The following is a 26233-nucleotide window of genomic DNA, read 5'->3' as shown; positions in this document are numbered from 1 at the left end:
CCGCCGTCAGGGACGCGAAGAGGCTTCAGGAGCCGGTTCAGGAACGGGTGAGGACGATCTTGCCGAACTGGTCGCCGGACGCCAGCCGTTCGAAGCCCTCCCGGGCCCGGTCCAGCGGGAGCACCTCGTCGATGACGGGCCGGACCCCGGTCGCGGCGCAGAAGGCGAGCAGGTCCTCCAGTTCGTCCTTCGTACCCATCGTGGAGCCGACCACCTTCAGCTCCAGGAAGAAGATCCGGGTCAGCTCCGCGCGGGAGGGGCTGTCTCCACTGGTCGCTCCGGAGATGACGAGCGTGCCGCCGGGCCGCAGCGACTTGACCGAGTGGGACCAGGTGGCGGCGCCGACGGTCTCGATGACGGCGTCCACGCGCTGAGGCAGCCGCGCCCCCGGTTCGACGGCCTCGACGGCGCCCAGTTCCAGGGCCCGCTTCCGCTTGGCCTCGTCCCGGCTGGTCGCGAAGACCCGCAGGCCGGCCGCCTTGCCGAGCACGATCGCGGCCGTGGCCACTCCGCCCCCGGCACCCTGCACGAGCACCGAGTCACCGGGTCGCACCCCGGCGTTGGTGAACAGCATGCGGTAGGCCGTCAGCCAGGCGGTGGGCAGGCAGGCCGCCTCCTCGAAGGACAGTTCCTTCGGCTTGGGCAGGATGTTCCAGGTCGGCACGGCGACCTGCTCGGCGAAGGTGCCCTGGTAGTGCTCGGTGAGGATGGACCGGGGCTCCCGGGGACCGACCCCGTGGCCGGTCTGGCCGATGACGGAGTGCAGTACGACCTCGTTGCCGTCCTCGTCGACGCCGGCGGCGTCGCAGCCGAGGATCATCGGCAGCTTGTCCTCCGAGAGGCCGACGCCCCGCAGGGACCAGAGGTCGTGATGGTTGAGGGAGGCGGCCCGGACGGTGACGGTGCTCCAGCCGGGGCGGGCGTCGGGAGCCGGTCGCTCCCCCAACTCCAGTCCGGAAAGCGGCTGGTCGCGGTCGATTCGGGCGGCGTAGACGGCGAACATGCCCCCGACGATAGGGTCCCGCGGCGCCCGGCGAAACCGGAGGGCACTGTGAGACATGCCCTCTTGCGCGGCCGGCTCAGGGACGTGAGCGCCCGTTTCCGCAGGGGCGGGGAGAGACGTGACCGGCCCTCGTGCCCCACGGCCACCGCACGGCCGCGACCGCCGCCCCACCCACCCCCACAGCCACCCCCACAGCCACAGCCACCGTCGCCGTCGCCGCAGCGGCAGCCATCACCACCGCCCCCACCGCCGGGGGCGGGGCCCCTCCTCGACCCACCCGAACGGACGCCCCGGTGGGTGAAGAACGGCCCCGCCCGAGGAACGGGCGGGGCCGTCTCGGCCGTACGTCAGCGGCGGGCGACGCCTTCGGCACGGGCGGCGGCGGCGACCGCCGCGGTGACCGCCGGAGCGACCCGCTCGTCGAACGGCGAGGGGATGACGTAGTCCGCGGCGAGATCGTCGCCGACGACACCCGCCAGCGCCTCGGCCGCCGCGATCTTCATGCCCTCGGTGATCCGGGACGCCCGCACCTGGAGCGCGCCGGCGAAGATCCCCGGGAACGCCAGCACGTTGTTGATCTGGTTCGGGAAGTCCGACCGCCCGGTCGCGACGACCGCCGCGTACTTGTGGGCGATCTCGGGGTGGACCTCCGGCGTGGGGTTGGCCATCGCGAACACGAAGGCGCCCTTCGCCATCGAGGCGACCGCGTCCTCCGGGACCGTACCGCCGGAGACGCCGATGAAGACGTCCGCGCCGGACAGCGCGTCCCCGAGGGAGCCGGTGAGGCCGGCCTTGTTGGTGAACCCGGCCAGCTCGCGCTTGACGTCGGTCAGGTCCTCGCGGTCCGCCGAGACGACGCCCTTGCGGTCGGTGACCGCGACGTCCCCGATGCCGGCCTCGATCAGCATCCGGGCGATGGCGACCCCGGCCGCACCGGCGCCCGAGATGACGGCCCGCAGGTCCGCGATGGAGCGTCCGCTCAGCCGGGCCGCGTTGCGCAGCGCCGCCAGCGTCACGACCGCCGTGCCGTGCTGGTCGTCGTGGAAGACCGGGATGTCGAGCCGCTCCTGGAGCCGGCGCTCGATCTCGAAGCACCGCGGCGCCGAGATGTCCTCCAGGTTCACTCCGCCGAACGAGGGCGCGAGGCGCACCACGGTCTCGACGATCTCGTCCACGTCCGTGCAGGCGAGCGCGATCGGCACCGCGTCGACCCCGCCGAACTGCTTGAAGAGGATGGCCTTGCCCTCCATCACCGGGAGGGAGGCCTCCGGCCCGATGTCCCCGAGGCCGAGCACGGCCGTGCCGTCGGTCACGACGGCGACGACGGACGACTTCCACGTGTAGTCGTCCACCAGTTCCGGCTGCTCCGCGATCGCGGTGCACACCCGCGCGACGCCGGGCGTGTAGGCGAGGGACAGGTCGTCCTTGTCGCGGATCGGAACGGTGGCCTGCACGGCCATCTTTCCGCCCCGGTGCAGCGCGAACACCGGGTCGAACGAGTCGAGAGGCTCCGCACCGCCCTCCCGGCCCGTATGGTCCGTCTCGCTCTCGCTGCGAGGATTGACGATCTCCGCTGCCACTGTGTCTTACCCCTTAGGTGTTCATGGATGAGGGTGGCCACTTCTGGTTGAGAAGTGGGCGGGCACCGCGCAGGACCCAGCGGTGATACGTACGGGCACTGCGCGTCGGGCGCGCCGCACACGCGCCCTGAGCCCCGGATGAGGGGTGTAAAGAACCTTCTTACCGGACGGACACCACCGACGACGAGTCCATTCGGTGCAAGGTCACATGCCGCTGCCGGCAGGACTCCGCCTCCTCACCTGCACCGTCATATCCCAGTGACATGACTCATGCGTGAAGCGCGGACAAGTCTCGGCCAAACCCTTGACAAGGAGTTGCTTATCGGCGTCCGACGGAGCACGTTCGTCCACATGGCGAGATGGACCGAAGATCTTCCGGCCGTGAGCCTGGATGCCCGCAGATGATCCGGCCTGGTCCGGTCGCGATGTCCCGGACTGATCGGATTCGGGTGTCGCCCGTTATCCGATTTTGACATAGCTGGCCCCTCGAATGGCGTAGTCCGAATGGCAGGATGCCGTCATCACACGAGGTCGCGACACCCGAAGGTGTGTGTTCTCGTCGACCCATCGGCATCTCCATCCATCCGCCGGAGGCACTCACCATGACCGCACGCTCCATCCGCCGTACCACCGCCGCGCGCACCCGGCTCGCCGCGGTCGGAACCCTCGCGGTCACGGGCGCCCTGCTGCTCACCGCGTGCGGTGACCAGACCAAGGACAACGGCTCCGGGAGCAGCGACGCCGCCTCGGCCGGCTCGGCCCCGCTGGCCGGCAAGCTGCCCCAGGCCATCCGTGACAAGGGCGTCATCAAGGTCGGTTCCGACATCGCGTACGCGCCGGTCGAGTTCAAGGACAGCTCCGGCAAGGTGGCCGGCATCGACCCCGACGTCGCGGCCGCCATGGGCGAGCAGCTCGGCGTGAAGTTCGAGTTCCAGAACGCCACGTTCGACACCCTCATCGGTGGTCTGGCGTCCAAGCGCTACGACATCGCCATGTCGGCCATGACCGACACCAAGGACCGCCAGGAAGGCGTCGACTCCGACACCGGCAAGAAGGTCGGCGCGGGCGTCGACTTCGTCGACTACTTCACCGCGGGCGTCTCCCTCTACACCAACAAGGGCGCCGACCAGGGCATCAAGACCTGGGACGACCTGTGCGGGAAGACGATGGCCGTGCAGCGCAACACCTTCTCCCACGACCTCGCCAAGGACCAGGCGGAGAAGTGCAAGAAGGACGGCAAGGCGGCCCTCAAGATCGAGGACTTCGCCACCAACCCCGAGGCCGAGACCCGGATGCGTTCCAAGGGTGCCGACGTCGTCTCCGCGGACTTCCCCATCGCCGCCTACTCCGTGAAGAACGCCGGGGGCGGCAAGTACTTCGAGATCGTCGGCGACCAGGTCGAGGCCGGCCCGTACGGCATCGCCGTCGCCAAGGACAACACCGAGCTGCGGGACGCGCTCCAGGCGGCCGTCCAGGCGATCATCGACAACGGCGAGTACAAGAAGATCGTCGAGAAGTGGGGTGTCGCGGACGGCGCGGTCACCGAGTCCAAGATCAACGGCGGTTCCTGAACCGCCACGGTTCGACTCGGCTCTGAAAGGCTCCACCCGTGACTGTTGACGTCAACAAGACGGACGGTCCCGACGCGACGCCCCCCGCCGGGCCGGAGGCCATCAAGGCCATCCCGGTCCGGCACCCGGGGCGATACGTTTCGGCGGTCGTCGCACTGGCCCTGCTCGGCGCGGTCGTCTACGCCTTCGCGCAGGGCAACATCAACTGGGGCGCGATCCCCGACTACTTCTTCGACGACCGCATCCTGCACGGCGTCTGGAACACCCTGCTGCTCACCGTGCTGTCCATGGTGATCGGCATCGCCGGCGGCATCCTGCTCGCCGTGATGCGGCTGTCGAAGAACCCCGTGACCTCGTCGGTCGCCTGGTTCTACATCTGGTTCTTCCGCGGCACCCCGGTCCTGGTCCAGCTGTTCGTCTGGTTCAACCTGGGCCTGGTCTTCGAGTACATCAACCTGGGTCCGATCTACAAGGACTACTGGTCGTCGTTCATGACGCCGCTGCTGACGGCGCTCCTCGGCCTGGGCCTGAACGAGGCCGCCTACATGGCCGAGATCTGCCGCGCCGGCCTGCTCTCGGTCGACGAGGGGCAGACGGAGGCGTCGCAGGCGCTCGGCATGAGCCACACCAAGACGCTCCGCCGGATCGTCATCCCGCAGGCGATGCGGGTGATCGTGCCGCCGACGGGCAACGAGGTCATCAACATGCTGAAGACGACCTCACTCGTCTCGGCGGTGCAGTTCGCCGACCTCTTCAAGGAGGCCCAGGACATCGGTCAGAACGCCGGCTCCACGGTGGAGATGTACTTCCTCGCCGCCGCCTGGTACCTGATCATGACCTCGATCCTGAGCGTGGGGCAGTACTACGTCGAGCGGTACTACGCGCGCGGTTCGAGCCGCAGCCTGCCGCCCACGCCGCTCCAGCGCGTCAGGGCCGCCGTCCTGCCGACGCGCCGCTCGAAGGGAGTCCCGGCATGACGCAGCCTTCCCACCCCATGGTGAAGGCCGAGGGAGTCCACAAGTCCTTCGGCCCCGTCGAGGTCCTCAAGGGCATCGACCTCCAGGTGGACTCCGGTGAGGTGTTCTGCCTGATCGGCCCGTCCGGCTCCGGCAAGTCGACCTTCCTGCGGTGCATCAACCACCTGGAGAAGGTCAACGCCGGGCGCCTGTACGTCGACGGCGAGCTGGTCGGCTACCGCCAGAAGGGCGACAAGCTGTACGAGCTCAAGGACAGCGAGGTCGCGCTGAAGCGCCGGGACATCGGCATGGTGTTCCAGCGGTTCAACCTCTTCCCGCACATGACCGCCGTCGAGAACGTCATGGAGGCCCCGGTCCAGGTCAAGCGCCAGAACAAGGGCCAGGCCAGGGAGCGCGCCATGCAGCTCCTGGAGCGGGTCGGCCTCGGCGACAAGGCCGGCAACTATCCCTCGCAGCTCTCCGGCGGTCAGCAGCAGCGCGTGGCCATCGCCCGTGCCCTGGCCATGGACCCGAAGCTGATGCTGTTCGACGAGCCGACCTCGGCGCTGGACCCGGAGCTGGTCGGTGACGTCCTCGACGTCATGCGCGACCTGGCGGAGTCCGGCATGACGATGGTCGTCGTCACGCACGAGATGGGCTTCGCCCGCGAGGTCGGCGACAGCCTGGTCTTCATGGACGGCGGTGTGGTGGTCGAGTCCGGCGACCCGCGCGAGGTCCTGACCAACCCGCAGCACGAGCGGACCCAGGCGTTCCTGTCCAAGGTCCTCTGACCGGTTCTCCGAGCGGCCGCGACGCACGGCCGAGGGGCGGTACGGGAGCAGATCCCGGTACCGCCCCTCGCGTCGTTCCGGTGACGGTGGCGGTGGCGGTGGCGGTGGCGGTGACAGTGGCGAAACGGTGGTGGTGGCGGTGGCCGAGAACGGGTCGCCGTGGAGCGGGGAGCCCGCTTCCGCGCCGTCGGCGTAATACCCTGGGGGCGCAATCAGCCGTTACCCGGCCGCACCGACGAGCACAGAGCCCATCCGTAAGGACTTCACGTGGAACTGGCCTATTACTCGGACTACGCCGTCCGCCTCGTCAACAGCGAGGAACCGGCCCGGGGCAAGGACTCGCTGACCTCGGTCGAGGCCGTCCGCGGCCTGTTCGGCGGCAACACGTCGGCGGCCCGCCGCGCCACCGACGCGGACGTCACCCGGTTCCGCTCGGTCCGGGCCCGGCTGCGCGCGGTCTTCGAGGCGGCCGACAGCGGTGACGAGACCCTCGCCGTCGACCTGCTGAACTCCCTCCTGCTGGAGTTCCCGGTCAGCCCGCAGATCTCCGGGCACGACCACCGCGACGGCGACGACCGCCCGCTGTGGCACATGCACCTCGCCGACCACCCGTCGAACGCGACCGCCGGCTTCGCGGCCATCGCCGCGATGGGCCTGGCCTTCCACCTGACGGAGTACGGCGTCGACCGGCTGGGCCTGTGCGAGGCGAGCCCGTGCCGCAACGCCTACCTGGACACCTCCACGAACCGCTCCCGGCGCTACTGCTCCGACCGCTGCGCGACCCGCGCCAACGTGGCCGCCTACCGCGCCCGCAAACGCCTGGAGGCCGACCGGTCGGCGAGCACGGGCCTGGCCGCGGAGAGCGCCCAGCGAAGCGCCGCCAGCGGCGAACGCTGACCCGCCTTCCGGGGCCGGTAGCGGAACCGCACCTTCCCGAGGATCAGCTCGTCGGGCACGGTGCCGTAGTCGGTGCTGTCGCCGCCGGCGAACGCGTTGTCGCCGAGCACCCACCAGCCGCCGTCGCGGCGCTCCACGGCCCGCTTGACGACGAGCAGGTCCTGCTGGAAGGGGTGCCGCAGCACGATCACGTCCCCCGGCCGCACCCGGGCCCCGTACCGCACCACCAGCTGATCGCCGTGGTGCAGCGTGGGAACCATGGACGGGCCGGTCACCTCGGCCAGTCCGAACGGCGCGGTGGCCCTCCCGCGCTCGGCGTCCTGCGACGGCTCCGGCATCGCCGGCACCTCCCCTGGTCCGTTCCTCCACCAGTCCCAGTCTGACCCGGACTTTTGCCCTAAGCCCATGGGGGCACTCGCGAAAACCCCTCCCTCAGGGAGTAATGTCCCACCTGAGAAGACGATCACGAGGAAGGAACGCTCCATGCTTTCCCGCCTGTTTGCCCCCAAGGTCACGGTCAGCGCGCACTGCGACCTGCCCTGCGGCGTGTACGACCCGGCCCAGGCCCGCATCGAGGCGGAGTCGGTGAAGGCCGTGCAGGAGAAGATGGCCGCCAACGACGACCCGCACTTCCAGACGCGCGCCACCGTCATCAAGGAGCAGCGCGCCGAGCTCGCGAAGCACCACGTCTCCGTGCTGTGGAGCGACTACTTCAAGCCCCCGCACTTCGAGAAGTACCCCCAGCTGCACCAGCTGGTCAACGACACCCTCAAGGCCCTGTCGGCCGCGAAGGCGTCGACCGACCCGAAGACGGGCGAGAAGGCGCTGGAACTCATCGCCGAGATCGACAAGATCTTCTGGGAGACCAAGAAGGCCTGACACCCGGGCCGTTCCCGACACCGGCGGTCGGTGCACCACCGCAGGACGAGGGACTTCGTCGAGGGGCCCGGTCGGCACACGACCGGGCCCCTTCGCCGTGCCCGGGACGGTGACCGCGGCCCCTGCGGACGCCCGGGAGAACCGGGGCGGTTCCGGGCGCGCACCGGCCTACGATCGCCGCATGAGCTCCCCCACCCGCGTCCGCTGGACGTACGCCTTCCTCGACCGGCCCGCCGAGCGCTTCGAGCGGGCCTGCGCGTTCTGGACCGCCGTCACCGGCACGGTCCTGTCCGAGCCCCGCGGGGACGGGGGCGAGTTCGTCACCCTCCTGCCCGAGGGGGCCGACGCCTGCGTGAAGGCGCAGGCGGTCGCGCACGGGGCGGGCGGGGCGCACCTCGACCTCTGCGTCGAGGACGTGGCGGCCTTCGTCGCGGCGGCGCTGGACGCGGGCGCGCGCACGGTCGCCGCCCACGACGGCTGGGCCGTGCTGCGCTCCCCCGCCGGCCAGCCGTTCTGCGCGGTCCCCTGGGACGGCGGGTCCGTCCGCCCGCCCGTGGTGGCCGGCAGCCGCCTGGACCAGGTCAGCATCGACATACCGCCGTCCGCGTACGACGCCGAGGTCGCCTTCTGGGGCCGGCTCCTGCCCGACTGGGCGTCCCGGTCCGGCTCCCTGCCGGAGTTCCACGTGGTGGCGCCGCCGCCGGGACTGCCCGTGCGGATCCTGCTCCAGCGCCTCGGCGAGGAGCGGCCGGTCTCCGCCCACCTCGACCTCGCGTGCGGCCCGGACATCGAGGCGGTGCGGGCCCGGCACGAGCGGCTGGGCGCGTGGTTCGTCGCCGCCCACCCCCGTTGGACGGTGCTGCGCGATCCGGCGGGCGGCCTGTACTGCCTGACCGGCCGCGACGCGGAGACGGGCGGGCTGCCGCGCGGTTAGGGCGCCGGGGACCGCGCGGCCGGACTGGCGTCAGGAGGCGGGGGCGGCGGGGGTGCCGGGCTCGTCGGCGCGTTCCGGAGCCTTGGGGTGGCCGTGCCGGTCGGCGGGTTCGAAGTGGCCGTGCTGCGCGGTGCCGGGTTCGAGGAACGACGCGCAGTCGGGGTTGTGGCACGGGCCCGCCGCCCAGCGCGGTACCCATGCGCCCAGCGTCTTGTGGCGCCGGACCACCGTGTCCACGGTCTGCCCGCAGTCGGGACAGACGTGCTTTTCCCTGTCCATGTCCTCAGGGTAGGCCGGTCAGCGCTTCCGCGCGTATCTGCGGACGAGGACGCCATTGGAGAAGGAGCGCACCGACTCCAGGCTGAAGTCGGTCACGGAGAAGCCGGCGCCGAACATCGGCAGGCCGGAGCCGTAGACCTGCGGGTAGGTCTTGATGACGAGTTCGTCGATCTCGTCGAGCAGTTCGCCCGCGACGCGTGAGCCGCCGCAGAGCCAGATGCCCAGCTCGCCGTCCTCGGCCTTGAGCCGGCGCACCCGGGCGACCAGGTCCGTGTCGATGATCTCGACGTTCGGGTCGGGCGAGGGACCGAGGGTGCGGGAGGCGACGAACTCGCGCAGGTGGCCGTAGGGGCTGGTGATGCCCGCGTCGAGGGCGAGCTGGTAGCTGGCCCGGCCCTGGACCACGGTGTCGAAGTTCGGGTTCCCGGCGCCCTCGAGGCCCATCTGCTCACGGCCCTGGACGGGGATGGTGTCCGGATACTCCGAGGCGAGGTAGCCGAGGAACTCCTCGTCCAGGAAGGCGAACATCGACGACGCGTCGCCCTGCGGGTCTCCGATGAAGCCGTCGATGGAGCAGGCGATGTAGTAGGTGAGCTTGCGCAAGCCGGTCTCTTTCCGTGGTCGAACAGAACAACTCCAGTTGTAGTACTTCATCTGTAGTGATGACAAGTGTTTCCCCGGACCGGACCGGCCACCGCGACAAGTGGGAGAGGAGGTTCCGCATGGCGGGGGTGCGGAGCGCGGGCCCCTGCACGCGAAGAGGCGGGCCCCGCGCGCCGTGGGGAGGCGCGGGGCCCGCCGGACCGGACCACCGGAACCGTACGGGGTCAGGAGCCGTACGGTCCCGGAGGTCCGGGGACCGCGAGAGGCGAGGACCGCCTCGGTGGGGCCTCCCCTCACAGGCTGCGGCGCGTCACGAACTCCGCCAGGGACAGCAGACCGCCCGCCGCTTCCGGGTCCGGGACGGCGCGGGCCAGCTCGGACACCGCCCGGGCCATGCGGTCCGCCGCCTGCTCCTGGGCCCATTCCCGGCCGCCGGCCCGCTCGACGGCCAGGGCCATGCGCTCCACGTCGTCCCCCTGCTCGCGGGGGGCCGCGTACAGCTCCGCCAGTTCCACGGCGGCCGGGGTGGCGGAGCCGAGTGCGGCGATCACCGGCAGGGACTTCTTGCGGGCGGCCAGGTCGGCGCCGGCCGGCTTGCCGGTGTGCCGCGGGTCCCCCCATATGCCGATCACGTCGTCGATGAGCTGGAAGGCGAGCCCGGCCTGACGGCCGAACGCGTCCAGCGCCTCGACGTCCTCCCCGGCCGCCCCTGCGTACAGCGCGCCGAGGGCGCAGGCGCAGCCGAGCAGGGCCCCCGTCTTGGCCTCGGCCATGGCGAGCACCTCGTCGAGGGTGACCTCGGCCGGGCCCCGTTTCTCCAGGGCGGTGTCCGAGTGCTGGCCGGCGCAGAGCTCGATCACGCAGTCCGCGAGCCGGGCGACGGCGGCCGAGGACGCCGGATGCGGGTGCGCGGCGAGCATCCCGAGAGCGAGCGCGTGGAGCGCGTCCCCGGCGAGGACGGCGTCCGCGTCACCGAACACCGTCCAGGCCGTGGGCCGGTGCCGACGGGTGGTGTCGCGGTCCATCACGTCGTCGTGCAACAACGTGAAGTTGTGGATCAGTTCGACGGCGGCGGCCGCCGGGAGAGCCGCCGTCCCGGCCGCCGGGCCGCCGAGCGCGGTGGCCGCGGCGAGCACCAGCGCGGGCCGGATCGCCTTGCCCGCGTTGCCCGCGGCCGGTGTGCCGTCCGCCTGCTCCCAGCCGAAGTGGTAGAGCGAGATCCGCCGCATCGAGCCGGGCAGCGAGTCGATCGCCGCACGGAGCACGGGGTCGACGAAACCCCGGGTCTCCTCCAGGATCGCGGCCGCCTCGTGCCCGTCGAGCGCGTCGGGGCCGCTGTCGGTCCGGCTCGGAACGGCCCTTCCCCTCCCCCGTGCCCCGCCGGGGTGCGGTCTGGTCCGCGTCACGTACTCGGTCATCGGGTCCCCCTCGCCGGGTCCGCGCACGGCGGCGGGTGCGCGGCCCCGCACGCACCCCCTGGGTGTACCCGCCCGGGTGGGCGGGGACACGGCGTCCGCACGGGCGAGGTCACCGCCAGCGGCCGATCTCGACGTTCTCCAGCACGCCCAGCGCGTCCGGAACCAGTACCGCCGCCGAGTAGTAGGCCGTGACCAGGTACTTGATGACGGCCTGCTCGTTGATGCCCATGAACCGCACGGACAGGCTCGGCTCGATCTCGTCCGGGATGCCGGACTGGCGCAGGCCGATGACGCCCTGGTCCTGCTCGCCGAGACGCATCGCGATGATCGAGCTGGTGCGGGCCTCGGTCACCGGGATCTTGTTGCACGGGTAGATCGGCACCCCGCGCCAGGTGGGGATCCGGTTGCCGGCGACGTCGATCGTCTCGGGGACGAGCCCCCGCTTGTTGAGCTCGCGGCCGATCGCGGCGATCGCGCGCGGGTGGGCGAGGAGCATCTTGGTGCCGCGCCGGCGGCTGAGCAGTTCGTCGAGGTCGTCCGGGCCCGGCACGCCGTCGTGCGGCTGGATCCGCTGGTCGTACTCGCAGTTGTGGAGCAGGCCGAACTCACGGTTGTTGACCAGCTCGTGCTCCTGGCGCTCTTTCAGCGCCTCGACCGTCAGCCGCAGCTGCTGCTCGGTCTGGTTCATCGGCTGGTTGTACAGGTCGGCCACCCGGGAGTGGATGCGCAGGACGGTCTGGGCGATGCTCAGCTCGTACTCGCGCGGCCGGGCCTCGTAGTCGACGAAGGTGTGCGGGATGTCCGGCTCACCGGCGTGCCCCGCGGCCAGGTCGACGGCCTTCTCGCCGTAGCGGTTGGTCGGCTGCGCGGGGATCGAGCGCAGGCCGCGCAGGTGCCCGGCCAGCGAGTCGGCGCGCTCGGCGACCTGCTCGAAGTCCTGGCGCGACAGGATCAGCACGGTGCAGGCGGTGTCCGCGCGGGCGGTGTACTCCCAGATGGCGTCCGGGTCGAGCAGCGCCTGGTCGCCGAAGTACGCGCCGTCGGCGAGGACCCCGAGGACCTGGTCGTCGCCGTAGGGGCCGGTGCCGACCTTCTCGACCCTGCCGTGCGCGAGGAGGTAGACCTTGTCGGTCCGGCTGCCGAAGGAGACGACGACCTCGCCCGGCGCGTACTCCCGCTGCCGGCAGCGGGAGGCCAGCTCCGAGAGGACGTCCTCGTCCTCGTAGGACCGCAGCGCGGGCAGCTCGCCCAGCTCCGCGGGGATGACCTCGACACGGTCTCCGGTCTTGACGAAGGTGACGCGGCCGTCACCGACGGCGTACGTCAGGCGCCGGTTCACCCGGTACGTGCCGCCCTGCACGTCGACCCAGGGCAGGTTCCGCAGCAGCCAGCGGGAGCTGATCTCCTGCATCTGCGGTACGGACTTGGTGGTGGTGGCCAGGTTCCGCGCGGCCGCGGTGCCGAGGCTCTGCTGCGGCTTGCCCTGCTCGGCGCGGACTTCTTCGCCTACCGACATAGAGAATTGCCCTCCCGGTGACACGCAGGAGCCGTACTGCTCCGGCGCACTGTTCTCACCGGCAAGCCTTCCATCACCCAGTGTGTTCGTGCCATTACCCGAAAGAGCGGGAATGGATCATCGGCGGTGTGGGCACGGCGGGTTTCCGTCCGCGCGGTGTTCGACAATGGCGGGGTGACCAGGCCCGTTCCGTTCGACTCCGGCGCACTGCGCCCCCGGCTACCCTCACCGTTGGAGGAGGTGGCCGACGACCGGTTCGCCCGGCACGGCGTACGGCTGCTCCTCAAGCGGGACGACCTGATCCACCCGGAGCTGATCGGCAACAAGTGGCGCAAGCTCGTGCCGAACCTGGAGGCGGCGGCCGGGCGGCCGGTCGTCACGTTCGGGGGCGCGTACTCCAACCATCTGCGGGCGACGGCCGCCGCCGGCCGGCTGCTGGGCCTGCCCACGGTCGGGGTGGTGCGCGGCGACGAGCTGGCCGGCCGCCCGCTGAACCCCTCCCTGGCCCGCTGCGCGGCCGACGGCATGCGGCTGCACTTCGTCGACCGGGCGGCCTACCGCCGCAAGGCCGACCCCGCCACGCTGGCGGCGGTCCTGCGCGCGGCGGGCGCCGAGGACGCCCACGTGGTGCCCGAGGGCGGCAGCAACGCGCCGGCCGTCCGCGGCTGCCGGGCCCTCGGCGAGGAGCTGCGCGCCCACGCCGACGTCGTGGCCCTCGCCTGCGGCACCGGCGGCACCCTCGCAGGCCTCGCCGCCGGCCTGGGCCCCGGCCGGCGGGCCCTCGGCATACCGGTCCTCAAGGGCGGCTTCCTCGGCGACGCGATACGGGCCCTGCAGCGGGAGGCCTTCGGCGGCCCGGTGGGCGACTGGCGGCTGGACGAGCGCTTCCACTTCGGCGGGTACGCCCGCACCACGCCGGCCCTCGAGGACTTCGCACGGGACTTCGAGGAGCGGCACGGCCTGCCGGTCGAGCGCCTCTATGTCGCCAAGTCGCTGTACGGACTCGTCGCCCTCGCCGAGGAGGGCGCCTTCCCCCGCGGGACGCGGCTCGCGGCGGTCGTGACGGGAGCACCGTTCCCCTCCCGACCGGCCCGCCGGCCCGGTCCTGACGAAGGCTCCTAACCCGCCTCCCGGTAGGCGGCGGCCTCCTCCAGGTCGAGCCTGCGCAGCAGCGTCCGCAGCATCTCGTCGTCGATGTGGCGGCCGTCGCGCAGCCGCACGAAGACCTCCCGCTCGGCGCTGATCATCTCGCGGGACAGCCGGCGGTAGGTGTCGTCGACGGTCTCGCCGGTGACCGGATTGACCTGGCCGAGGCGTTCCCAGACGGCGTTGCGGCGGCGTTCGAGGACGGTGCGCAGGCGGTCGGCGAGGGGCGGGGGCAGGGCGTTGCGTTCGTCGGACAGCAGTTCCTCCAGCCGCCGCTCGGCGACCCGGGAGGCCTGGGCCTGCGCGTTGGCCTCGGCGAGCGTGGCGGCCTGCGGGCCGGGGCCGGGGAACTTCAGCAGGCGGATCAGCGGGGGCAGGGTGAGCCCCTGCACGACCAGGGTGCCGATGACCGTGGTGAAGGTCAGGAAGAGGATCAGGTTGCGGTGCGGGAAGGGCGCCCCGCCGTGGTCCACGGTGACGGGGATGGAGAAGGCGATGGCCAGCGACACCACGCCGCGCATGCCGGCCCAGCCGATGACCAGCGGTCCCCGCCAGGTCGGGTTCTCCTCGCGCGCGCGGACGCGTGCCGACAGCAGCCGGGGCAGGAAGGTCGCCGGGTACACCCACAGGAAGCGGACCGCCACGACCACGAGGAAGAGGGCGACCGCGTACAGGCCGGCGTCCAGGCCCTCGTAGTCGCCGAGGCCCCTGAGGACGATCTGGAGCTGCAGGCCGATCAGGGCGAAGACCGCCGACTCCAGCACGAAGGCGACCATCTTCCACACCGCCTCCTCCTGGAGCCGGGTGGCGAAGTCCACCTCCCACGCGCGGTGGCCGAGATAGAGGGCGACGACGACGACGGCGATGACGCCGGAGGCGTGGAACTGCTCGGCGGCCGCGTACGCGACGAACGGGATGAGCAGGGAGAGGGTGTTCTGGAGGAGCGGTTCCCTCAGGTGGGTGCGCAGCCAGTGCAGCGGGGCCATCAGGATCAGGCCGACGGCGGTGCCGCCGACCGCCGCGACCAGGAACTCCCTGACCCCGCCGGACCAGGACGCGCCCTCGCCGACGACGACCGCGAGGGCCACCTTGTAGGCGGTGATCGCGGTCGCGTCGTTCAGCAGGGACTCGCCCTGGAGGATCGTGGTCACTTTCGACGGCAGGCCCACCCGGCGCGCCACCGCCGTCGCCGCGACCGCGTCCGGCGGCGCCACCACCGCGCCCAGCACCAGCGCCGCGGTCAGCGGCAGTCCGGGGACCATCAGGTGGGCGGCCCACCCGACGGCGAGGGTCGCGAAGAGGACGTATCCCACCGACAGCAGCGCCACGGGCCGCAACTGGGCACGGAGGTCGAGGTAGGAGCTGTCGGTGGCGGAGGTGTACAGCAGCGGGGGCAGCAGGAGCGGCAGCACGATGTCGGGGTCGAGGGTGTAGTCCGGCACCCCGGGGACGTACGACACGGCCAGTCCCACGGCGACGAGCAGCAGCGGCGCCGGCACCGGTGTGCGCCGGGCCGCCCCGGCGACCGCCGCACTGCCCGCCACCAGCAACAGCAGTGGCATCACGTCCATGTCCCGCCCACCCTCGTTTTTCCGCGCGGCCGTCCGCGCGACCGTCGTAATCTGGCAATCATGAAACAGTGCACGCACGCCGAAGCGCTGCCGCACCCCGAACCCGTCCCGCTCGGCGAGACGTGTCCGGAGTGCCTGCGCGACGGCACCGCCCCGGTGCAACTACGGCTCTGCATGACGTGCGGCCACGTGGGCTGCTGCGACTCCTCGCCGGGTCGGCACGCCACGGAGCACCACAAGGACTCGGGTCATCCGATCATGCGGACCTTCGAACCCGGTGAGAACTGGCGCTGGTGCTTCGTCGACCACGTCCTCGTCTGAGCCGTGCCGCGCCGGGGACGGTCCGTCCGTCGACCGGGTACGGTTCGGGCATCTGACGCCTGGGTACGTCAACCCGGCGCGCCCTGTTCCCTTTTGGGCCGACAGACCCCTAGACACGGAGCGTATTCACAGCTTTACTGTGAGTGACGGTGAGGGGTCGGGGTCCCGGGACAGGACGGATGAGGGCGCGGTAGCGTCACCGCTGCACCACACACGCGTTACCCCGGGGGGCGACCCTCGGCCCCCGGAAAGCTTGTACCACCTTGGAGGTGAGGGTGTCCCAGATCGCAGGCGAGCCCGCGACCCAGGACTTCGTGGAAGTCCGGCTGCCGGCTGCGGGTGCCTACCTGTCGGTGCTGCGGACGGCCACGGCCGGCCTCGCGGCCCGTTTGGACTTCACCCTGGACGAGATCGAGGACCTGCGCATCGCGGTGGACGAGGCCTGCGCGATCCTGCTCCAGCAGGCCGTGCCCGGTTCGGTGCTCAGTTGTGTCTTCCGTCTGATCGACGACTCGCTGGAGGTCACCGTCTCGGCGCCGACCACCGACGGGCACGCCCCCGCGCGCGACACGTTCGCGTGGACCGTGCTGTCCGCCCTCGCGGGCAAGGTCTCCTCCGCCGTGGACGAGGACAGAACCGTTTCGATCAGCCTCTACAAACAGCGCGGCGCGGGACCCGGGCCGGCGTGACGAACGGGGACGGGCCGGTGCGGGACGAAGAGCGCGGCACATGGGAACTGCCGGCCGAGAGCGCCGGGACGGCGGTCTCGGCGGACGGTTCCCGACGCATGGCGGACGGCATCGACGGCATTCCCGAGCAGGCCCGGCCGCATCCGGAGGACGACCCGGCCTCCACGGGGACCGGCTTCCCCGGGAGTGCCGAGCAGGAGCCGCCTCGGGAGAGGCGGATCGGGGGCACCCCGGGCCGGGCCGAGAAAGAGGCTCGACACAGGGCGACGGGCGGGACGATGAGCGAGCACGAGCGAGACCACGAACACGGCGGCGTGCCGGGCACCCGGCACGACCCTCAGCAGCCCGCACCGCACCGGCTCGCGCCCCAGCAGCCGGTGCCCCAGGCGCGCGAGCCCCAGGACCGCAGCGGGGCACGCGCGAAGTTCGTCGAGCTGCGCGGACTGAGGGAGGGCAGCCCGGAGTACGCGGAGCTGCGCAACCAGCTGGTCCGCATGCACCTGCCGCTCGTCGAGCACCTCGCCCGCCGCTTCCGCAACCGCGGGGAGCCGCTGGACGACCTCACGCAGGTCGCCACCATCGGCCTGATCAAGTCGGTCGACCGCTTCGACCCGGACCGCGGCGTGGAGTTCTCGACGTACGCGACGCCGACGGTCGTCGGTGAGATCAAGCGGCATTTCCGTGACAAGGGCTGGGCGGTGCGGGTGCCGCGCCGGCTCCAGGAGCTGCGGCTGTCGCTGACGACGGCCACGGCCGAGCTGTCCCAGCTGCACGGCCGCTCCCCGACCGTGCACGAGCTGGCCGAGAGGCTGGCGATCTCGGAGGAGGAGGTCCTGGAGGGCCTGGAGTCGGCCAACGCCTACTCCACCCTGTCGCTCGACGTCCCCGACACCGACGACGAGTCGCCGGCGGTCGCCGACACCCTCGGTGCCGAGGACGAGGCGCTGGAGGGGGTCGAGTACCGCGAGTCGCTCAAGCCGCTCCTGGAGGATCTGCCGCCGCGCGAGAAGCGGATCCTGCTGCTGCGCTTCTTCGGCAACATGACGCAGTCGCAGATCGCGCAGGAGGTCGGCATCTCCCAGATGCACGTCTCCCGCCTGCTGGCGCGCACGCTGGCCCAGCTGCGGGAGAAGCTGCTCGTCGAGGAGTGACCCTGCCGCGGCGGGGTCCCGTCGAGGCCGCTACTTCTTCTCCGCGCCGCCCGCGTCGCCGGGTCCCCGGATGCCGAGGGCCCGGGTCGTCTCGCCGTTGACGATCAGGACCAGCGCGGCGACGGCGGCCGCGGCCAGCGCGATGCCCGCCGGGATCGCCATGCTGTCGGCCTGGAGCAGGTTGTAGGCGACGGGCAGCGCCATGATCTGGGTGATGACGGCCGGCCCGCGGCTCCAGCTCCGGCAGCCCAGCAGCCCGCGGGCGGCGAGCAGGGGCAGCAGGGCGAGGGCCAGCAGCGTCACCCCGCCGGTGACGGCCTGCTGCCGGTCGTCGGGGTCCCCGGTGATGCCGAGGACGAGGATCCAGAGCCCGCCGACGACCAGCGCCAGCCCTTCCAGGGCGACGAGCGCGGCGGCGTACGTCAGACGGCGCGGACGGGGGCCCGCGGGTTCCGTTTCCTCCGCGTTCCCGGCGTTCCCGGTCTTCCCGGCGTTCTCCGTGGTTCTCGGGGGCTTCGGGGTCTCCGGGGTGGCGGGGTTCCGCTCGCTGCTCACCCCAGAAGGGTAGCCGCCCTCCTCCGGCCCGGCCCGGTCCCCTCCGGCCCCGCGCCCCCTCGTGTCACGGCTCACTCCGTGGGCGGGGGCCGATCCCCGTTCGGCCTTGTGTCCCGGTACCACCCAGTAGGTACGCTGCCCTCCATGCGTGCACTTCTCGTGGTCAATCCGGCAGCAACCACTACCAGTGCACGGACGCGTGACGTCCTCATCCACGCGCTCGCCAGCGAGATGAAGCTGGAGGCGGTCACCACCGAGTACCGCGGGCACGCGCGGGACCTGGGGCGACAGGCCGCGCAGAGCGACGACATAGACATGGTCGTCGCCCTCGGCGGCGACGGCACCATCAACGAGGTGGTCAACGGGCTGCTGCACGCCGGACCCGACCCCGAGAACCTGCCCGGCATCGCCGTGGTCCCCGGCGGCTCCACCAATGTCTTCGCCCGCGCCCTCGGCCTGCCCAACGATCCCGTCGAGGCGACCGGCGCCCTGCTCGACGCGCTGCGCGAGGGCAGGGAGCGCACGGTCGGACTGGGGCTCACCTCCGGTACGCCCGGCACCGAGGACGAAGCGGTGCCGGCGCGCTGGTTCACCTTCAACGCCGGTCTCGGTTTCGACGCCGGGGTCGTCGGCCGGGTCGAACAGCAGCGTGAGCGCGGCCGCAGGTCCACCCACGCGCTCTACATCCGCCAGGCCGTGCGCCAGCTCCTCGGCGAGCCGCAGCGCCGGCAGGGTTCGATCACGCTGGAGCGGCCGGGCGCGGATCCGGTGACCGATTTGGTGCTGTCCATCGTGTGCAACACGGCTCCGTGGACCTATCTGGGCAATCGTCCGGTGTACGCCTCACCTAAGGCCTCGTTCGATACCGGGCTCGACGTACTCGGTCTCAGCCGTCTGTCCACGGCTTCGGTTGTCCGGTATGGGACCCAGTTGCTCACTTCGTCCCCCGAGCGGGGACCTCATGGCAAGCACGCGGTCTCCCTGCACGATCTGGACCAGTTCACCTTGCATTCGAAGGTCCCGCTGCCCCTTCAGATGGACGGTGACCACCTGGGGCTGCGTACCAGCGTGACGTTCACAGGCGTACGCCGTGCACTGCGTGTGATTGTGTGAGCAGAAAGGGCTGAAGTCCTTTCACTCGAACGTTTAGACCAGGGTCCACCCCATGGAAGTACGGCTGTGACCTAGTCGACACCGAGGAATCAAAAAAAACTTTCTGGAAGGGGTTGTATCCGCCGCTGAGGTTTGCGAGTCTCTACGTGGCGATCGGGACGGCCCGCAGGACCGGCCTCCACTGATCACCGGAACCCCTCTTCAATCCACAGGACCGCGCCAGGGAACCTGGCTGATGGCCCTTCACTTGTTGAGGGATTCGTGAAAGCGTTCACATTCACAAGCAAAGTGCATGTAATACCAAGGAGAGGTAGCAGCCATGGACTGGCGTCACAACGCCGTTTGCCGCGAGGAAGACCCCGAGCTCTTCTTCCCCATCGGCAACACCGGTCCTGCGCTGCTGCAGATCGAGGAAGCCAAGGCCGTCTGCCGTCGCTGCCCCGTTATGGATCAGTGTCTGCAGTGGGCGCTCGAGTCCGGCCAGGACTCCGGCGTCTGGGGTGGCCTCAGCGAGGACGAGCGCCGCGCGATGAAGCGCCGCGCCGCCCGCAACCGGGCCCGTCAGGCCTCCGCCTGACGACACCCGCCCCCCAAGCCTGAGCTTGGCGGCGCGTACAGCGTGTACGCATCTCCCGCCCCCGAGCCGCAGCGCGCAGTACCCCCGATGCGCAGCACACGCTGGCAACGAGCATCCGAGCCCCGGACCCCTGAACGGTCCGGGGCTTCGTGCTGCGCCCGGCCGGGAGTCACTTCTGGGCCCGCACCGGAATGTCCAGGATCACCTGCGTACCGCGCTCCGGAGCCGGGACCATGTCGAAGGATCCCCCCAACTCCCCCTCCACCAGCGTCCGTACGATCTGGAGGCCGAGGTTGCCCGAGGTGTGCGGGTCGAACCCCGCCGGCAGACCGACGCCGTCGTCCTGGACCGTGACCAGCAGGCGGCCCTCCTTCGTGGTGCCGCCGCGGACCGCCGAGACCTCGACCGTGCCGGTGTCGCCCTCGCGGAAGCCGTGCTCCAGCGCGTTCTGGAGGATCTCGGTGAGCACCATGGACAGCGGGGTGGCGACCTCCGCGTCGAGGATGCCGAAGCGTCCGGTGCGCCGGCCGGTCACCTTGCCCGGCGAGATCTCCGCGACCATCGCCAGGACGCGGTCGGCGATCTCGTCGAACTCCACGCGCTCGTCCAGGTTCTGGGACAGCGTCTCGTGGACGATGGCGATCGAGCCGACGCGCCGGACGGCCTCCTCCAGTGCCTCCCTGCCCCGCTCGGACTCGATCCGGCGGGCCTGGAGCCGCAGCAGGGCGGCCACGGTCTGGAGGTTGTTCTTCACCCGGTGGTGGATCTCCCGGATGGTCGCGTCCTTGGTGATCAACTCACGCTCGCGGCGGCGCAGTTCGGTGACGTCCCGGCACAGGACGAGCGAGCCGATGCGGACGCCCTTGGGCTTGAGCGGGATGGCCCGGAACTGGATGACGCCGTCGTGCGCCTCGACCTCGAACTCGCGCGGCGCCCAACCGCTGGCGACCTTGGCGAGCGCCTCGTCCACCGGCCCCCGGGTGGGGGCGAGTTCGGCGGTGGTCAGGCCCAGGTTGTGGCCGACCAGGTCGGAGGCGAGGCCCATCCGGTGGTAGGCGGAGAGGGCGTTCGGGGAGGCGTACTGGACGACCCCGTCGGCGTCGAGGCGGATCAGGCCGTCGCCGACGCGCGGGGCCGCGTCCATGTCCATCTGCTGGTCGGGGAAGGGGAAGGAGCCGGCCGCGATCATCTGCGCCAGGTCCGAGGCGCTCTGGAGGTAGGTCAGCTCCAGGCGGCTCGGGGTGCGCACGGTGAGGAGATTGGTGTTGCGGGCGATCACGCCGAGCACCCGGCCCTCGCGCCGCACGGGGATCGACTCGACCCGGACGGGGACCTCCTCGCGCCACTCCGGGTCGCCCTCGCGCACGATCCGGCCCTCGTCGAGGGCGGCGTCCAGCAGGGGGCGGCGGCCGCGCGGGACGAGGTGGCCGACCATGTCGTCCTGGTAGGAGGTGGGCCCGGTGTTGGGGCGCATCTGGGCGACGGAGACGTAACGGGCGCCGTCGCGCGTGGGGACCCACAGGACCAGGTCGGCGAAGGACAGGTCGGAGAGCAGCTGCCACTCCGAGACCAGCAGGTGCAGCCACTCGAGGTCGGAGTCGCCGAGTGCGGTGTGCTGGCGTACGAGTTCGTTCATGGAGGGCACGTCTGTGAGCGTACCCGGGGGTATGTCCGGGGCCTAAAAACGCCGGCGGCGCACGCCCGGGGACACCCGCGGGCCGCGGCGCCTGAGAGGGACCCTCAGCCCTCCCGGCACCGCAGCCCGGAGCAATGCCGGCCGCGGGGTGTGCGGTCCCGTCGGCCGAGGGTGAGGATCCGGGGCAGTCAGGGCAGAGAGCTCCGGGTCCTCGGTCCGCCTTCCTGTGCGGGGAAGGCGGAAGTCTGCTGTACGGCCCCACCATTGTGGACTAGACCACTTCGGCTGTCCATGTGCGGGAGCCTGCGCCTTCGTCAGCCGGGGCGGACATTCGGAAGCCCTGGCATCCATGACGCAGCCTAGCCTGTACGGGGCCCTCTGCGGACCCGGTTGGCGGGGCGGTTTCCGGACCGTCCGGGACACGGCCGGACCCGACCGTCTCCGCCGGTCCCGCCGGTCGCCTCCCGACCGTCTCCGCCGACCCTCCCGGTCACCCCCGGCGGTCTCCCCGGCACCCTTCCCGCCGCCTCCTCGCCGCCTCCTCGCCGCCTCCGGCTCCGTCGCCGCCTGGGCGGGGATACCCGATTCTGTTAGATTGGTCTAAACCACATGGGCCCCTCCGGCCCCCGTCGAGCCCCTCTCCAGAACGGCAGGCCAGCGTGGAAGTTGTCATCGTTGCGGACGCCAGGTCGGGCGGCGAACTCGTCGCCGAGGCCGTCGCACAGCTGCTGCGGCGCAAGCCCGACGCCCTGCTCGGAGTGGCCACCGGTTCCACCCCCCTGCCCGTCTACCAGGCGCTGACGGCCCGGGTGCGGTCCGGCGCCGTCGACGTCTCGCGGGCGCGCGTCGCCCAGCTCGACGAATACGTCGGCCTGCCCGCCGAGCACCCCGAGTCCTACCGCTCGGTGCTGCGCCGGGAGGTGCTGGAACCGCTCGGCATCGGCATGGACGCCTTCCTCGGGCCCGACGGCGCCGCCGAGGACGTACAGGCCGCGTGCGAGGCCTACGACCGGGCGCTGGCCGCGGCCGGCGGGGTCGACCTCCAGCTGCTCGGGATCGGGACCGACGGGCACATCGGGTTCAACGAGCCCTGTTCCTCGCTGGCCTCCCGGACGCGGATCAAGACGCTCACCGAGCAGACCCGCATCGACAACGCGCGGTTCTTCGACGGGGACGTCGAGCAGGTCCCGCACCACGTCATCACGCAGGGCATCGGGACCATCCTGGAGGCACGGCACCTGGTGCTGCTCGCCACGGGGGAGGGCAAGGCGGACGCCGTCGCCGCGACCGTCGAGGGACCGGTGGCGGCCGTCTGCCCCGCCTCGGCGCTCCAGCTGCACCCGCACGCGACCGTCGTCGTCGACGAGGGCGCCGCGTCCAAGCTGAAGCTCGCGGACTACTTCCGCCACACGTACGCCGACAAACCGCGCTGGCAGGGCATCTGAGGGGCGCGGCGGACGGCGCCCGGCAGGACGGCACAGGCGCCGGATCCCTTCGAAGGGATCCGGCGCCTGTCCTGTCGCAGGAGCCCTCACCCGCCCGCGATGACCTCCGCCGCCGCCCGCCCGCAGACCCGGGCCGCGCCGTGGGTGGCGAGGTGGAGGGCGCCGCGGGCCGGGGAGCGGGGAACGCCCATCTCGACGACGATCGTGTCGGGGCGGGCGGCGAGGAGGACGTCCAGGGCCGCCGTCATCCAGGGGTGGCGGTGCTCGTCGCGGACCACGGCCACGATCCGCCGCTCCCCCGCCGCGGCCAGTGCCGCGTGTCCCGCGTCCTCGCCGGCGAAGCCGCCCGTCCCGGTGCCGGGCAGGAGCCGGGCCAGCTCCGCGGCCACGCCCCAGGGTGTCTCGTCACCGACGGCGATGTTGGAGACCGGGGTCAGGGCGGCCACGTACGGGGCCTCGGTGAGCGGGGTGAAGGGGCCGGCGGCGGTGCGGCGCAGGGCGCGGCGGGCGGCGACGAGACCGATGTCGGTGTGCGGGCCGCTCCGGTCGGCGGACGGGGAGGCCGCCGCGGAGGCGGTCCAGCGGGCCAGGGCGCGGACCCGCCGCGCCGCGTCGGCGAGGCGTTCCTCCGGGAGGTCGCCCGTGCGGACCGCGGCGACCAGGGCGTCGCGCAGGCGTCGTACCGTCTCGTCGTCGGCGAGGCCGCCGCCCACGCAGATGGCGTCGGCGCCGGCCGCGACGGCCAGGACGCTGCCGCGCTCGATGCCGTAGGTGCCGGCGATCGCCCGCATCTCCATGCCGTCGGTGACGATCAGGCCGTCATAGCCGAGTTCGCCGCGCAGCAGGTCCGTCAGGATGCGGCGGGACAGGGTCGCCGGGTGGTCCGGGTCCAGGGCCGGGACCAGGATGTGCGCGCTCATCACGGCCCGGCTGCCGGCCGCGATGGCGGCCCGGAAGGGGGCCAGTTCGCGCTCGGCCAGCACGGCCGGGTCCACGTCGATGCGGGGCAGGGCGAGGTGGGAGTCGACGGCCGTGTCCCCGTGGCCGGGGAAGTGCTTGGTGCAGGCGGCGACGCCGGCCGCCTGCAGGCCGGTGACGTAGGCCGCGGTGTGCCGGGCGACCAGGCCGGGGTCGGCGCCGAAGGACCGCACGCCGATCACCGGGTTGTCCGGGTTGGAGTTGACGTCGGCCGAGGGGGCCCAGTTGAGGTCGACCCCGCAGGCCGCGAGGCGGCGGCCCAGCTCGAAGGCGACCTGCCGGGTCAGGTCCGCGTCGTCCACCGCGCCCAGCGCGTGGTTGCCGGGGAAGCTGGAGCCGGTCCGCACCTCGAGGCGGGTGACGTCGCCGCCCTCCTCGTCGATCGCGACGAGCACGTCGTCGCGTTCGGCACGCAACTGCGACGTCAGCGCCGCGAGCTGTTCGGGAGAGGCGATGTTGCGGCCGAACAGGCCGACCGCGGCCAGGCCCTCGCCGAGCCGGCGCAGCAGCCAGTCGGGGGCGCTGGTGCCGGCGAAACCGGGCTGGAGGACCGTCAGGGCGTCACGCGTCAGGGTGTCGGTGGCGCTGGCGAGTGTCGTCATCGGGGCGTCATCCCTTCACGGCGCCCGCGGTGAGACCCGCGGCCATCTTGCGCTGGACGAGGAGGAACAGCACGACGATCGGCACGGCCATCATGGTGGCGCCGGCCATCATCGGGGCGTACTCGGTGCCGTGCTTGGTGGAGAAGTTGCTCAGCCAGACGGTGGCGGTCTGGTTCTTCTGGCTGAGCAGCATCAGGGCGTAGAGGTACTCGTTCCACGCCTGGATGAAGCCGTAGACCGAGGTGGCGACCATGCCGGGGGCGAGCAGCGGGAAGACGACGCGGACGAAGGCGCCGGTGCGGGAGCAGCCGTCGACCATCGCGGCCTCCTCCAGTTCCTTCGGGATGTTGACGATGAAGCCGCGCAGGGTCCACACGGTGAAGGGCAGGATGAAGGTCAGGTAGGTGATGATCAGACCGGTCAGCCGGTCGTACTGGCCCAGGTCGTTCAGGAGCAGGAAGACCGGGATGATCATGGCGACCAGGGGGACCATCTGGACCGCGAGGATGCCGACGATCACGATCTTGCGGCCGCGGAAGGCGAACCGGGAGATGGCGAGGGCGGCCAGCATGCCGACGACGACGCCGATCGCGACGACCGCGAGCGAGACGACGAGGCTGCGGGCGACCGGGCCCCAGAAGTCGGCGATGTCCATCGCCCGGCGGAAGTTGGAGAAGGTCGGCGAGGTGGGCAGCAGGCTCGGGTCCGGGTCGATGGCGTCCTTCGCCGGCTTGAAGGCGGTGTTGAGCATCCAGTAGACGGGGAAGCCGGCGACGACGAAGACCAGGAGGCCGACGAGGTTCCAGCCGAGCTTGGACCTGCGGGGGCCCGGGCCGCCGCCGGAGCCTTCGGCGGAACCGCTCCTCGCGGTGGCGACGGCGCTCATTCGACCTCTCCGATCTTCAGCATCTGGCGCATGTACACGGCGACCACACCGAGCAGCAGGAGCACGGTGATCAGGGCGATCGCCGAGCCCTGGGCGTAGTCGTTGACGACGAAGGCGCGGTCGTAGGAGTACGTCGTCAGCAGCTGGAACTCGGCCTCGGGATGGCCGTTGCGCATCACGAAGACCTGCGGGAAGACGCCCATGTCCCAGATGACCGACAGGGTCGTGAGCATCACGATGATCGGCTTGAGGATGGGCAGGGTGACGTACCGGAAGACGCCCCAGGCGCCGGCGCCGTCGAGGCGGGCCGCCTCCTCCAGTTCCCTGGGGACCTGGGTGAGGCCGGCGCTGAGGGTGATCACGACGAACGGGACGGCTCCCCAGATCACCAGCAGCATGATCACGGCCAGGCCCTGCGGCCCGCTCGCGAACCAGTTGTGGCCGACCATGTCGACGCCGGGCAGCCTGCTCAGGACCGCGTTGAGGATGCCGTAGTCCGCGTCGAACAGCCACTTGAAGACCGTGGTGGCCACGATGATCGGCATGCCCCAGCTGGCCACCAGCGCGATGTTGACGAGCGTCTTCACCCAGCCGGACACCCGCTGGAGCAGGAGTGCGATCAGCATGCCGACGACCATCGTGAAGACGACGCAGCCGGCCGCGAAGACGATCGTGCGCACGACGACCGCCCAGAACTCGCCGTCGCCCAGCACCTCGGTGAAGTTGTCGAACCCGACCGACTCGGCCGGCTGGAAGCCCCACAGCTGGGACTGCCCGAACTCCTGGAAGGAGAGGGTGACCAGGCGGACGAGCGGATAGCCCATCACCAGCAGGAGGACCAGCAGGCAGGGGGCGAGCAGCAGCCAGGGGGTGCCGGCGCCGGCGGAGGTCCCCCCGGCGCGGGGCCGCCGTGGCGCGGACGGCGGCGGCGGTGCGGGCCGCGGCGGCGGCACCTTGGCGGGGGTGGTCGTGTCTGCGGCACTCATCGCGCGCTCCTCAGCGGTCCCTCAGGTCGTACGGGGGCCGGGCCCCGTGGGTGTACGGCGGCGAACCCCCGCGGGTGTGCGGCGGCCGGGGCCCGCGGGTCGGACGGCAGGCGACGCCCCGCGGGCCGGACGGCGGGGCCCCGGATCGGG

26 protein-coding genes are annotated in these 26233 nt (G+C 71.7%); 13 read left to right on the top strand and 13 right to left on the bottom strand.

Annotated features, from left to right (window positions below; all coding sequences use genetic code 11):
* Positions 1 to 37: 37 nt before the first annotated feature.
* On the bottom strand, positions 38 to 1003 hold the full coding sequence (locus tag ACF09K_RS03945; RefSeq protein WP_392240858.1) for a zinc-binding dehydrogenase: 966 nt from the start codon (positions 1001 to 1003) through the stop codon (positions 38 to 40).
* A 347-nt stretch (positions 1004 to 1350) separates the two neighbouring features.
* Positions 1351 to 2583, bottom strand: coding sequence for an NADP-dependent malic enzyme (locus ACF09K_RS03940; RefSeq protein ID WP_392240857.1), 1233 nt, complete (start codon positions 2581 to 2583; stop codon positions 1351 to 1353).
* A gap of 602 nt (positions 2584 to 3185) precedes the next feature.
* Between ACF09K_RS03940 and ACF09K_RS03935 the strand changes: the two genes are divergently transcribed.
* From ACF09K_RS03935 to ACF09K_RS03920, 4 genes are all read left to right on the top strand, one after another.
* Complete coding sequence (locus ACF09K_RS03935; protein ID WP_392240856.1) at positions 3186 to 4154, top strand: ABC transporter substrate-binding protein; 969 nt, start codon at positions 3186 to 3188, stop codon at positions 4152 to 4154.
* 38 nt (positions 4155 to 4192) lie between these two features.
* Positions 4193 to 5131, top strand: coding sequence for an amino acid ABC transporter permease (locus tag ACF09K_RS03930; protein WP_392240855.1), 939 nt, complete (start codon positions 4193 to 4195; stop codon positions 5129 to 5131).
* Positions 5128 to 5901 carry an amino acid ABC transporter ATP-binding protein gene (locus ACF09K_RS03925; protein ID WP_392240854.1) on the top strand — a complete coding sequence of 258 codons (774 nt, stop codon included), beginning with the start codon at positions 5128 to 5130 and terminating at the stop codon, positions 5899 to 5901. Before ACF09K_RS03930 ends, ACF09K_RS03925 begins: the two co-directional genes overlap by 4 nt.
* A gap of 267 nt (positions 5902 to 6168) precedes the next feature.
* Positions 6169 to 6798, top strand: a complete 630-nt coding sequence (locus tag ACF09K_RS03920) for a CGNR zinc finger domain-containing protein (RefSeq protein ID WP_392240853.1) — start codon at positions 6169 to 6171, stop codon at positions 6796 to 6798.
* On the opposite strand, the gene sodX is transcribed toward ACF09K_RS03920, so the two are convergent.
* Positions 6702 to 7136: a nickel-type superoxide dismutase maturation protease gene (gene sodX, locus ACF09K_RS03915; protein WP_392240852.1), complete on the bottom strand. Its 435-nt coding sequence runs from the start codon at positions 7134 to 7136 to the stop codon at positions 6702 to 6704. The two genes, ACF09K_RS03920 and sodX, sit on opposite strands and share 97 nt — an antisense overlap.
* Before the next feature lie 145 nt (positions 7137 to 7281).
* On the opposite strand from sodX, the gene sodN reads away from it, so the two are divergent.
* Together sodN and ACF09K_RS03905 are read left to right on the top strand one after the other, a co-directional pair.
* Positions 7282 to 7677 carry a superoxide dismutase, Ni gene (gene sodN, locus ACF09K_RS03910; protein ID WP_382795104.1) on the top strand — a complete coding sequence of 132 codons (396 nt, stop codon included), beginning with the start codon at positions 7282 to 7284 and terminating at the stop codon, positions 7675 to 7677.
* 181 nt (positions 7678 to 7858) lie between these two features.
* On the top strand, positions 7859 to 8611 hold the full coding sequence (locus ACF09K_RS03905) for a VOC family protein (RefSeq protein ID WP_392240851.1): 753 nt from the start codon (positions 7859 to 7861) through the stop codon (positions 8609 to 8611).
* Positions 8612 to 8641: 30 nt separating this feature from the next.
* Here the strand turns inward: ACF09K_RS03905 and ACF09K_RS03900 are convergent, their stop codons facing one another.
* The 4 genes from ACF09K_RS03900 to ACF09K_RS03885 form a co-directional block, all read right to left on the bottom strand.
* Positions 8642 to 8890, bottom strand: a complete 249-nt coding sequence (locus ACF09K_RS03900; protein ID WP_392240850.1) for a hypothetical protein — start codon at positions 8888 to 8890, stop codon at positions 8642 to 8644.
* 18 nt (positions 8891 to 8908) lie between these two features.
* Complete coding sequence (locus ACF09K_RS03895; protein ID WP_392240849.1) at positions 8909 to 9493, bottom strand: dihydrofolate reductase family protein; 585 nt, start codon at positions 9491 to 9493, stop codon at positions 8909 to 8911.
* Positions 9494 to 9786: 293 nt separating this feature from the next.
* On the bottom strand, positions 9787 to 10911 hold the full coding sequence (locus tag ACF09K_RS03890; RefSeq protein WP_392240848.1) for a family 2 encapsulin nanocompartment cargo protein polyprenyl transferase: 1125 nt from the start codon (positions 10909 to 10911) through the stop codon (positions 9787 to 9789).
* Between the two features lie 109 nt (positions 10912 to 11020).
* Entirely contained in the window at positions 11021 to 12427 is a 1407-nt protein-coding gene (locus ACF09K_RS03885; RefSeq protein ID WP_392240847.1) for a family 2B encapsulin nanocompartment shell protein, read from the bottom strand.
* A 174-nt stretch (positions 12428 to 12601) separates the two neighbouring features.
* Between ACF09K_RS03885 and ACF09K_RS03880 the strand changes: the two genes are divergently transcribed.
* On the top strand, positions 12602 to 13549 hold the full coding sequence (locus tag ACF09K_RS03880; RefSeq protein ID WP_392240846.1) for a 1-aminocyclopropane-1-carboxylate deaminase/D-cysteine desulfhydrase: 948 nt from the start codon (positions 12602 to 12604) through the stop codon (positions 13547 to 13549).
* On the opposite strand, the gene ACF09K_RS03875 is transcribed toward ACF09K_RS03880, so the two are convergent.
* A complete protein-coding gene (locus tag ACF09K_RS03875) occupies positions 13546 to 15144 on the bottom strand; it encodes a Na+/H+ antiporter (protein WP_392240845.1) in 1599 nt (532 codons plus the stop codon). The genes ACF09K_RS03880 and ACF09K_RS03875 overlap by 4 nt on opposite strands.
* Before the next feature lie 60 nt (positions 15145 to 15204).
* Here ACF09K_RS03875 and ACF09K_RS03870 point away from each other — a divergent pair, with 60 nt between their 5' ends.
* From ACF09K_RS03870 to ACF09K_RS03860, 3 genes are all read left to right on the top strand, one after another.
* The gene (locus ACF09K_RS03870) at positions 15205 to 15465 is read left to right on the top strand and encodes a UBP-type zinc finger domain-containing protein (protein ID WP_392240844.1); all 261 of its coding nucleotides are present in this window, start codon (positions 15205 to 15207) and stop codon (positions 15463 to 15465) included.
* 275 nt (positions 15466 to 15740) lie between these two features.
* On the top strand, positions 15741 to 16154 hold the full coding sequence (locus tag ACF09K_RS03865; protein WP_363091016.1) for an anti-sigma regulatory factor: 414 nt from the start codon (positions 15741 to 15743) through the stop codon (positions 16152 to 16154).
* Positions 16155 to 16171: 17 nt separating this feature from the next.
* Entirely contained in the window at positions 16172 to 17305 is a 1134-nt protein-coding gene (locus ACF09K_RS03860; RefSeq protein WP_392241036.1) for a SigB/SigF/SigG family RNA polymerase sigma factor, read from the top strand.
* A gap of 30 nt (positions 17306 to 17335) precedes the next feature.
* On the opposite strand, the gene ACF09K_RS03855 is transcribed toward ACF09K_RS03860, so the two are convergent.
* The gene (locus ACF09K_RS03855; protein ID WP_392240843.1) at positions 17336 to 17860 is read right to left on the bottom strand and encodes a hypothetical protein; all 525 of its coding nucleotides are present in this window, start codon (positions 17858 to 17860) and stop codon (positions 17336 to 17338) included.
* Positions 17861 to 18004: 144 nt separating this feature from the next.
* Here ACF09K_RS03855 and ACF09K_RS03850 point away from each other — a divergent pair, with 144 nt between their 5' ends.
* Both ACF09K_RS03850 and ACF09K_RS03845 read left to right on the top strand, forming a co-directional pair.
* A complete protein-coding gene (locus tag ACF09K_RS03850; RefSeq protein ID WP_392240842.1) occupies positions 18005 to 18973 on the top strand; it encodes a diacylglycerol/lipid kinase family protein in 969 nt (322 codons plus the stop codon).
* A gap of 319 nt (positions 18974 to 19292) precedes the next feature.
* On the top strand, positions 19293 to 19550 hold the full coding sequence (locus ACF09K_RS03845; RefSeq protein WP_006142322.1) for a WhiB family transcriptional regulator: 258 nt from the start codon (positions 19293 to 19295) through the stop codon (positions 19548 to 19550).
* A 169-nt stretch (positions 19551 to 19719) separates the two neighbouring features.
* On the opposite strand, the gene ACF09K_RS03840 is transcribed toward ACF09K_RS03845, so the two are convergent.
* Positions 19720 to 21186, bottom strand: coding sequence for a sensor histidine kinase (locus ACF09K_RS03840; protein ID WP_392241035.1), 1467 nt, complete (start codon positions 21184 to 21186; stop codon positions 19720 to 19722).
* Between the two features lie 659 nt (positions 21187 to 21845).
* On the opposite strand from ACF09K_RS03840, the gene nagB reads away from it, so the two are divergent.
* Positions 21846 to 22631 carry a glucosamine-6-phosphate deaminase gene (gene nagB / locus ACF09K_RS03835; RefSeq protein WP_392240841.1) on the top strand — a complete coding sequence of 262 codons (786 nt, stop codon included), beginning with the start codon at positions 21846 to 21848 and terminating at the stop codon, positions 22629 to 22631.
* An 86-nt stretch (positions 22632 to 22717) separates the two neighbouring features.
* On the opposite strand, the gene ACF09K_RS03830 is transcribed toward nagB, so the two are convergent.
* The 3 genes from ACF09K_RS03830 to ACF09K_RS03820 are packed head-to-tail and all read right to left on the bottom strand — an operon-like array spanning position 22718 to position 26083.
* Complete coding sequence (locus ACF09K_RS03830) at positions 22718 to 24211, bottom strand: glycoside hydrolase family 3 protein (protein WP_392240840.1); 1494 nt, start codon at positions 24209 to 24211, stop codon at positions 22718 to 22720.
* Between the two features lie 7 nt (positions 24212 to 24218).
* Complete coding sequence (locus ACF09K_RS03825) at positions 24219 to 25097, bottom strand: carbohydrate ABC transporter permease (RefSeq protein ID WP_392240839.1); 879 nt, start codon at positions 25095 to 25097, stop codon at positions 24219 to 24221.
* Positions 25094 to 26083, bottom strand: a complete 990-nt coding sequence (locus tag ACF09K_RS03820; protein WP_392240838.1) for a carbohydrate ABC transporter permease — start codon at positions 26081 to 26083, stop codon at positions 25094 to 25096. Before ACF09K_RS03820 ends, ACF09K_RS03825 begins: the two co-directional genes overlap by 4 nt.
* Positions 26084 to 26233: the final 150 nt, after the last annotated feature.

Origin of the sequence: Streptomyces sp. NPDC014882 (assembly GCF_043081325.1) — a bacterium.
In the GTDB taxonomy this organism is placed as follows: Bacteria; Actinomycetota; Actinomycetes; order Streptomycetales; family Streptomycetaceae; genus Streptomyces.
This window is presented reverse-complemented; position numbering and strand designations above follow the sequence as displayed.

What these genes read in the sequence shown, in the direction of transcription:
- ACF09K_RS03875 (WP_392240845.1), bottom strand. Translation starts at nt 15,144, where the DNA reads ATGGACGTGATGCCACTGCTGTTGCTGGTGGCGGGCAGTGCGGCGGTC.
- ACF09K_RS03935 (WP_392240856.1), top strand. Translation starts at nt 3,186, where the DNA reads ATGACCGCACGCTCCATCCGCCGTACCACCGCCGCGCGCACCCGGCTC.
- ACF09K_RS03945 (WP_392240858.1), bottom strand. Translation starts at nt 1,003, where the DNA reads ATGTTCGCCGTCTACGCCGCCCGAATCGACCGCGACCAGCCGCTTTCC.
- ACF09K_RS03830 (WP_392240840.1), bottom strand. Translation starts at nt 24,211, where the DNA reads ATGACGACACTCGCCAGCGCCACCGACACCCTGACGCGTGACGCCCTG.
- ACF09K_RS03850 (WP_392240842.1), top strand. Translation starts at nt 18,005, where the DNA reads ATGCGTGCACTTCTCGTGGTCAATCCGGCAGCAACCACTACCAGTGCA.
- sodN (WP_382795104.1), top strand. Translation starts at nt 7,282, where the DNA reads ATGCTTTCCCGCCTGTTTGCCCCCAAGGTCACGGTCAGCGCGCACTGC.
- sodX (WP_392240852.1), bottom strand. Translation starts at nt 7,136, where the DNA reads ATGCCGGAGCCGTCGCAGGACGCCGAGCGCGGGAGGGCCACCGCGCCG.
- ACF09K_RS03885 (WP_392240847.1), bottom strand. Translation starts at nt 12,427, where the DNA reads ATGTCGGTAGGCGAAGAAGTCCGCGCCGAGCAGGGCAAGCCGCAGCAG.
- ACF09K_RS03870 (WP_392240844.1), top strand. Translation starts at nt 15,205, where the DNA reads ATGAAACAGTGCACGCACGCCGAAGCGCTGCCGCACCCCGAACCCGTC.
- ACF09K_RS03840 (WP_392241035.1), bottom strand. Translation starts at nt 21,186, where the DNA reads ATGAACGAACTCGTACGCCAGCACACCGCACTCGGCGACTCCGACCTC.
- ACF09K_RS03890 (WP_392240848.1), bottom strand. Translation starts at nt 10,911, where the DNA reads ATGACCGAGTACGTGACGCGGACCAGACCGCACCCCGGCGGGGCACGG.
- ACF09K_RS03925 (WP_392240854.1), top strand. Translation starts at nt 5,128, where the DNA reads ATGACGCAGCCTTCCCACCCCATGGTGAAGGCCGAGGGAGTCCACAAG.
- ACF09K_RS03845 (WP_006142322.1), top strand. Translation starts at nt 19,293, where the DNA reads ATGGACTGGCGTCACAACGCCGTTTGCCGCGAGGAAGACCCCGAGCTC.
- ACF09K_RS03825 (WP_392240839.1), bottom strand. Translation starts at nt 25,097, where the DNA reads ATGAGCGCCGTCGCCACCGCGAGGAGCGGTTCCGCCGAAGGCTCCGGC.
- ACF09K_RS03905 (WP_392240851.1), top strand. Translation starts at nt 7,859, where the DNA reads ATGAGCTCCCCCACCCGCGTCCGCTGGACGTACGCCTTCCTCGACCGG.
- ACF09K_RS03820 (WP_392240838.1), bottom strand. Translation starts at nt 26,083, where the DNA reads ATGAGTGCCGCAGACACGACCACCCCCGCCAAGGTGCCGCCGCCGCGG.
- ACF09K_RS03900 (WP_392240850.1), bottom strand. Translation starts at nt 8,890, where the DNA reads ATGGACAGGGAAAAGCACGTCTGTCCCGACTGCGGGCAGACCGTGGAC.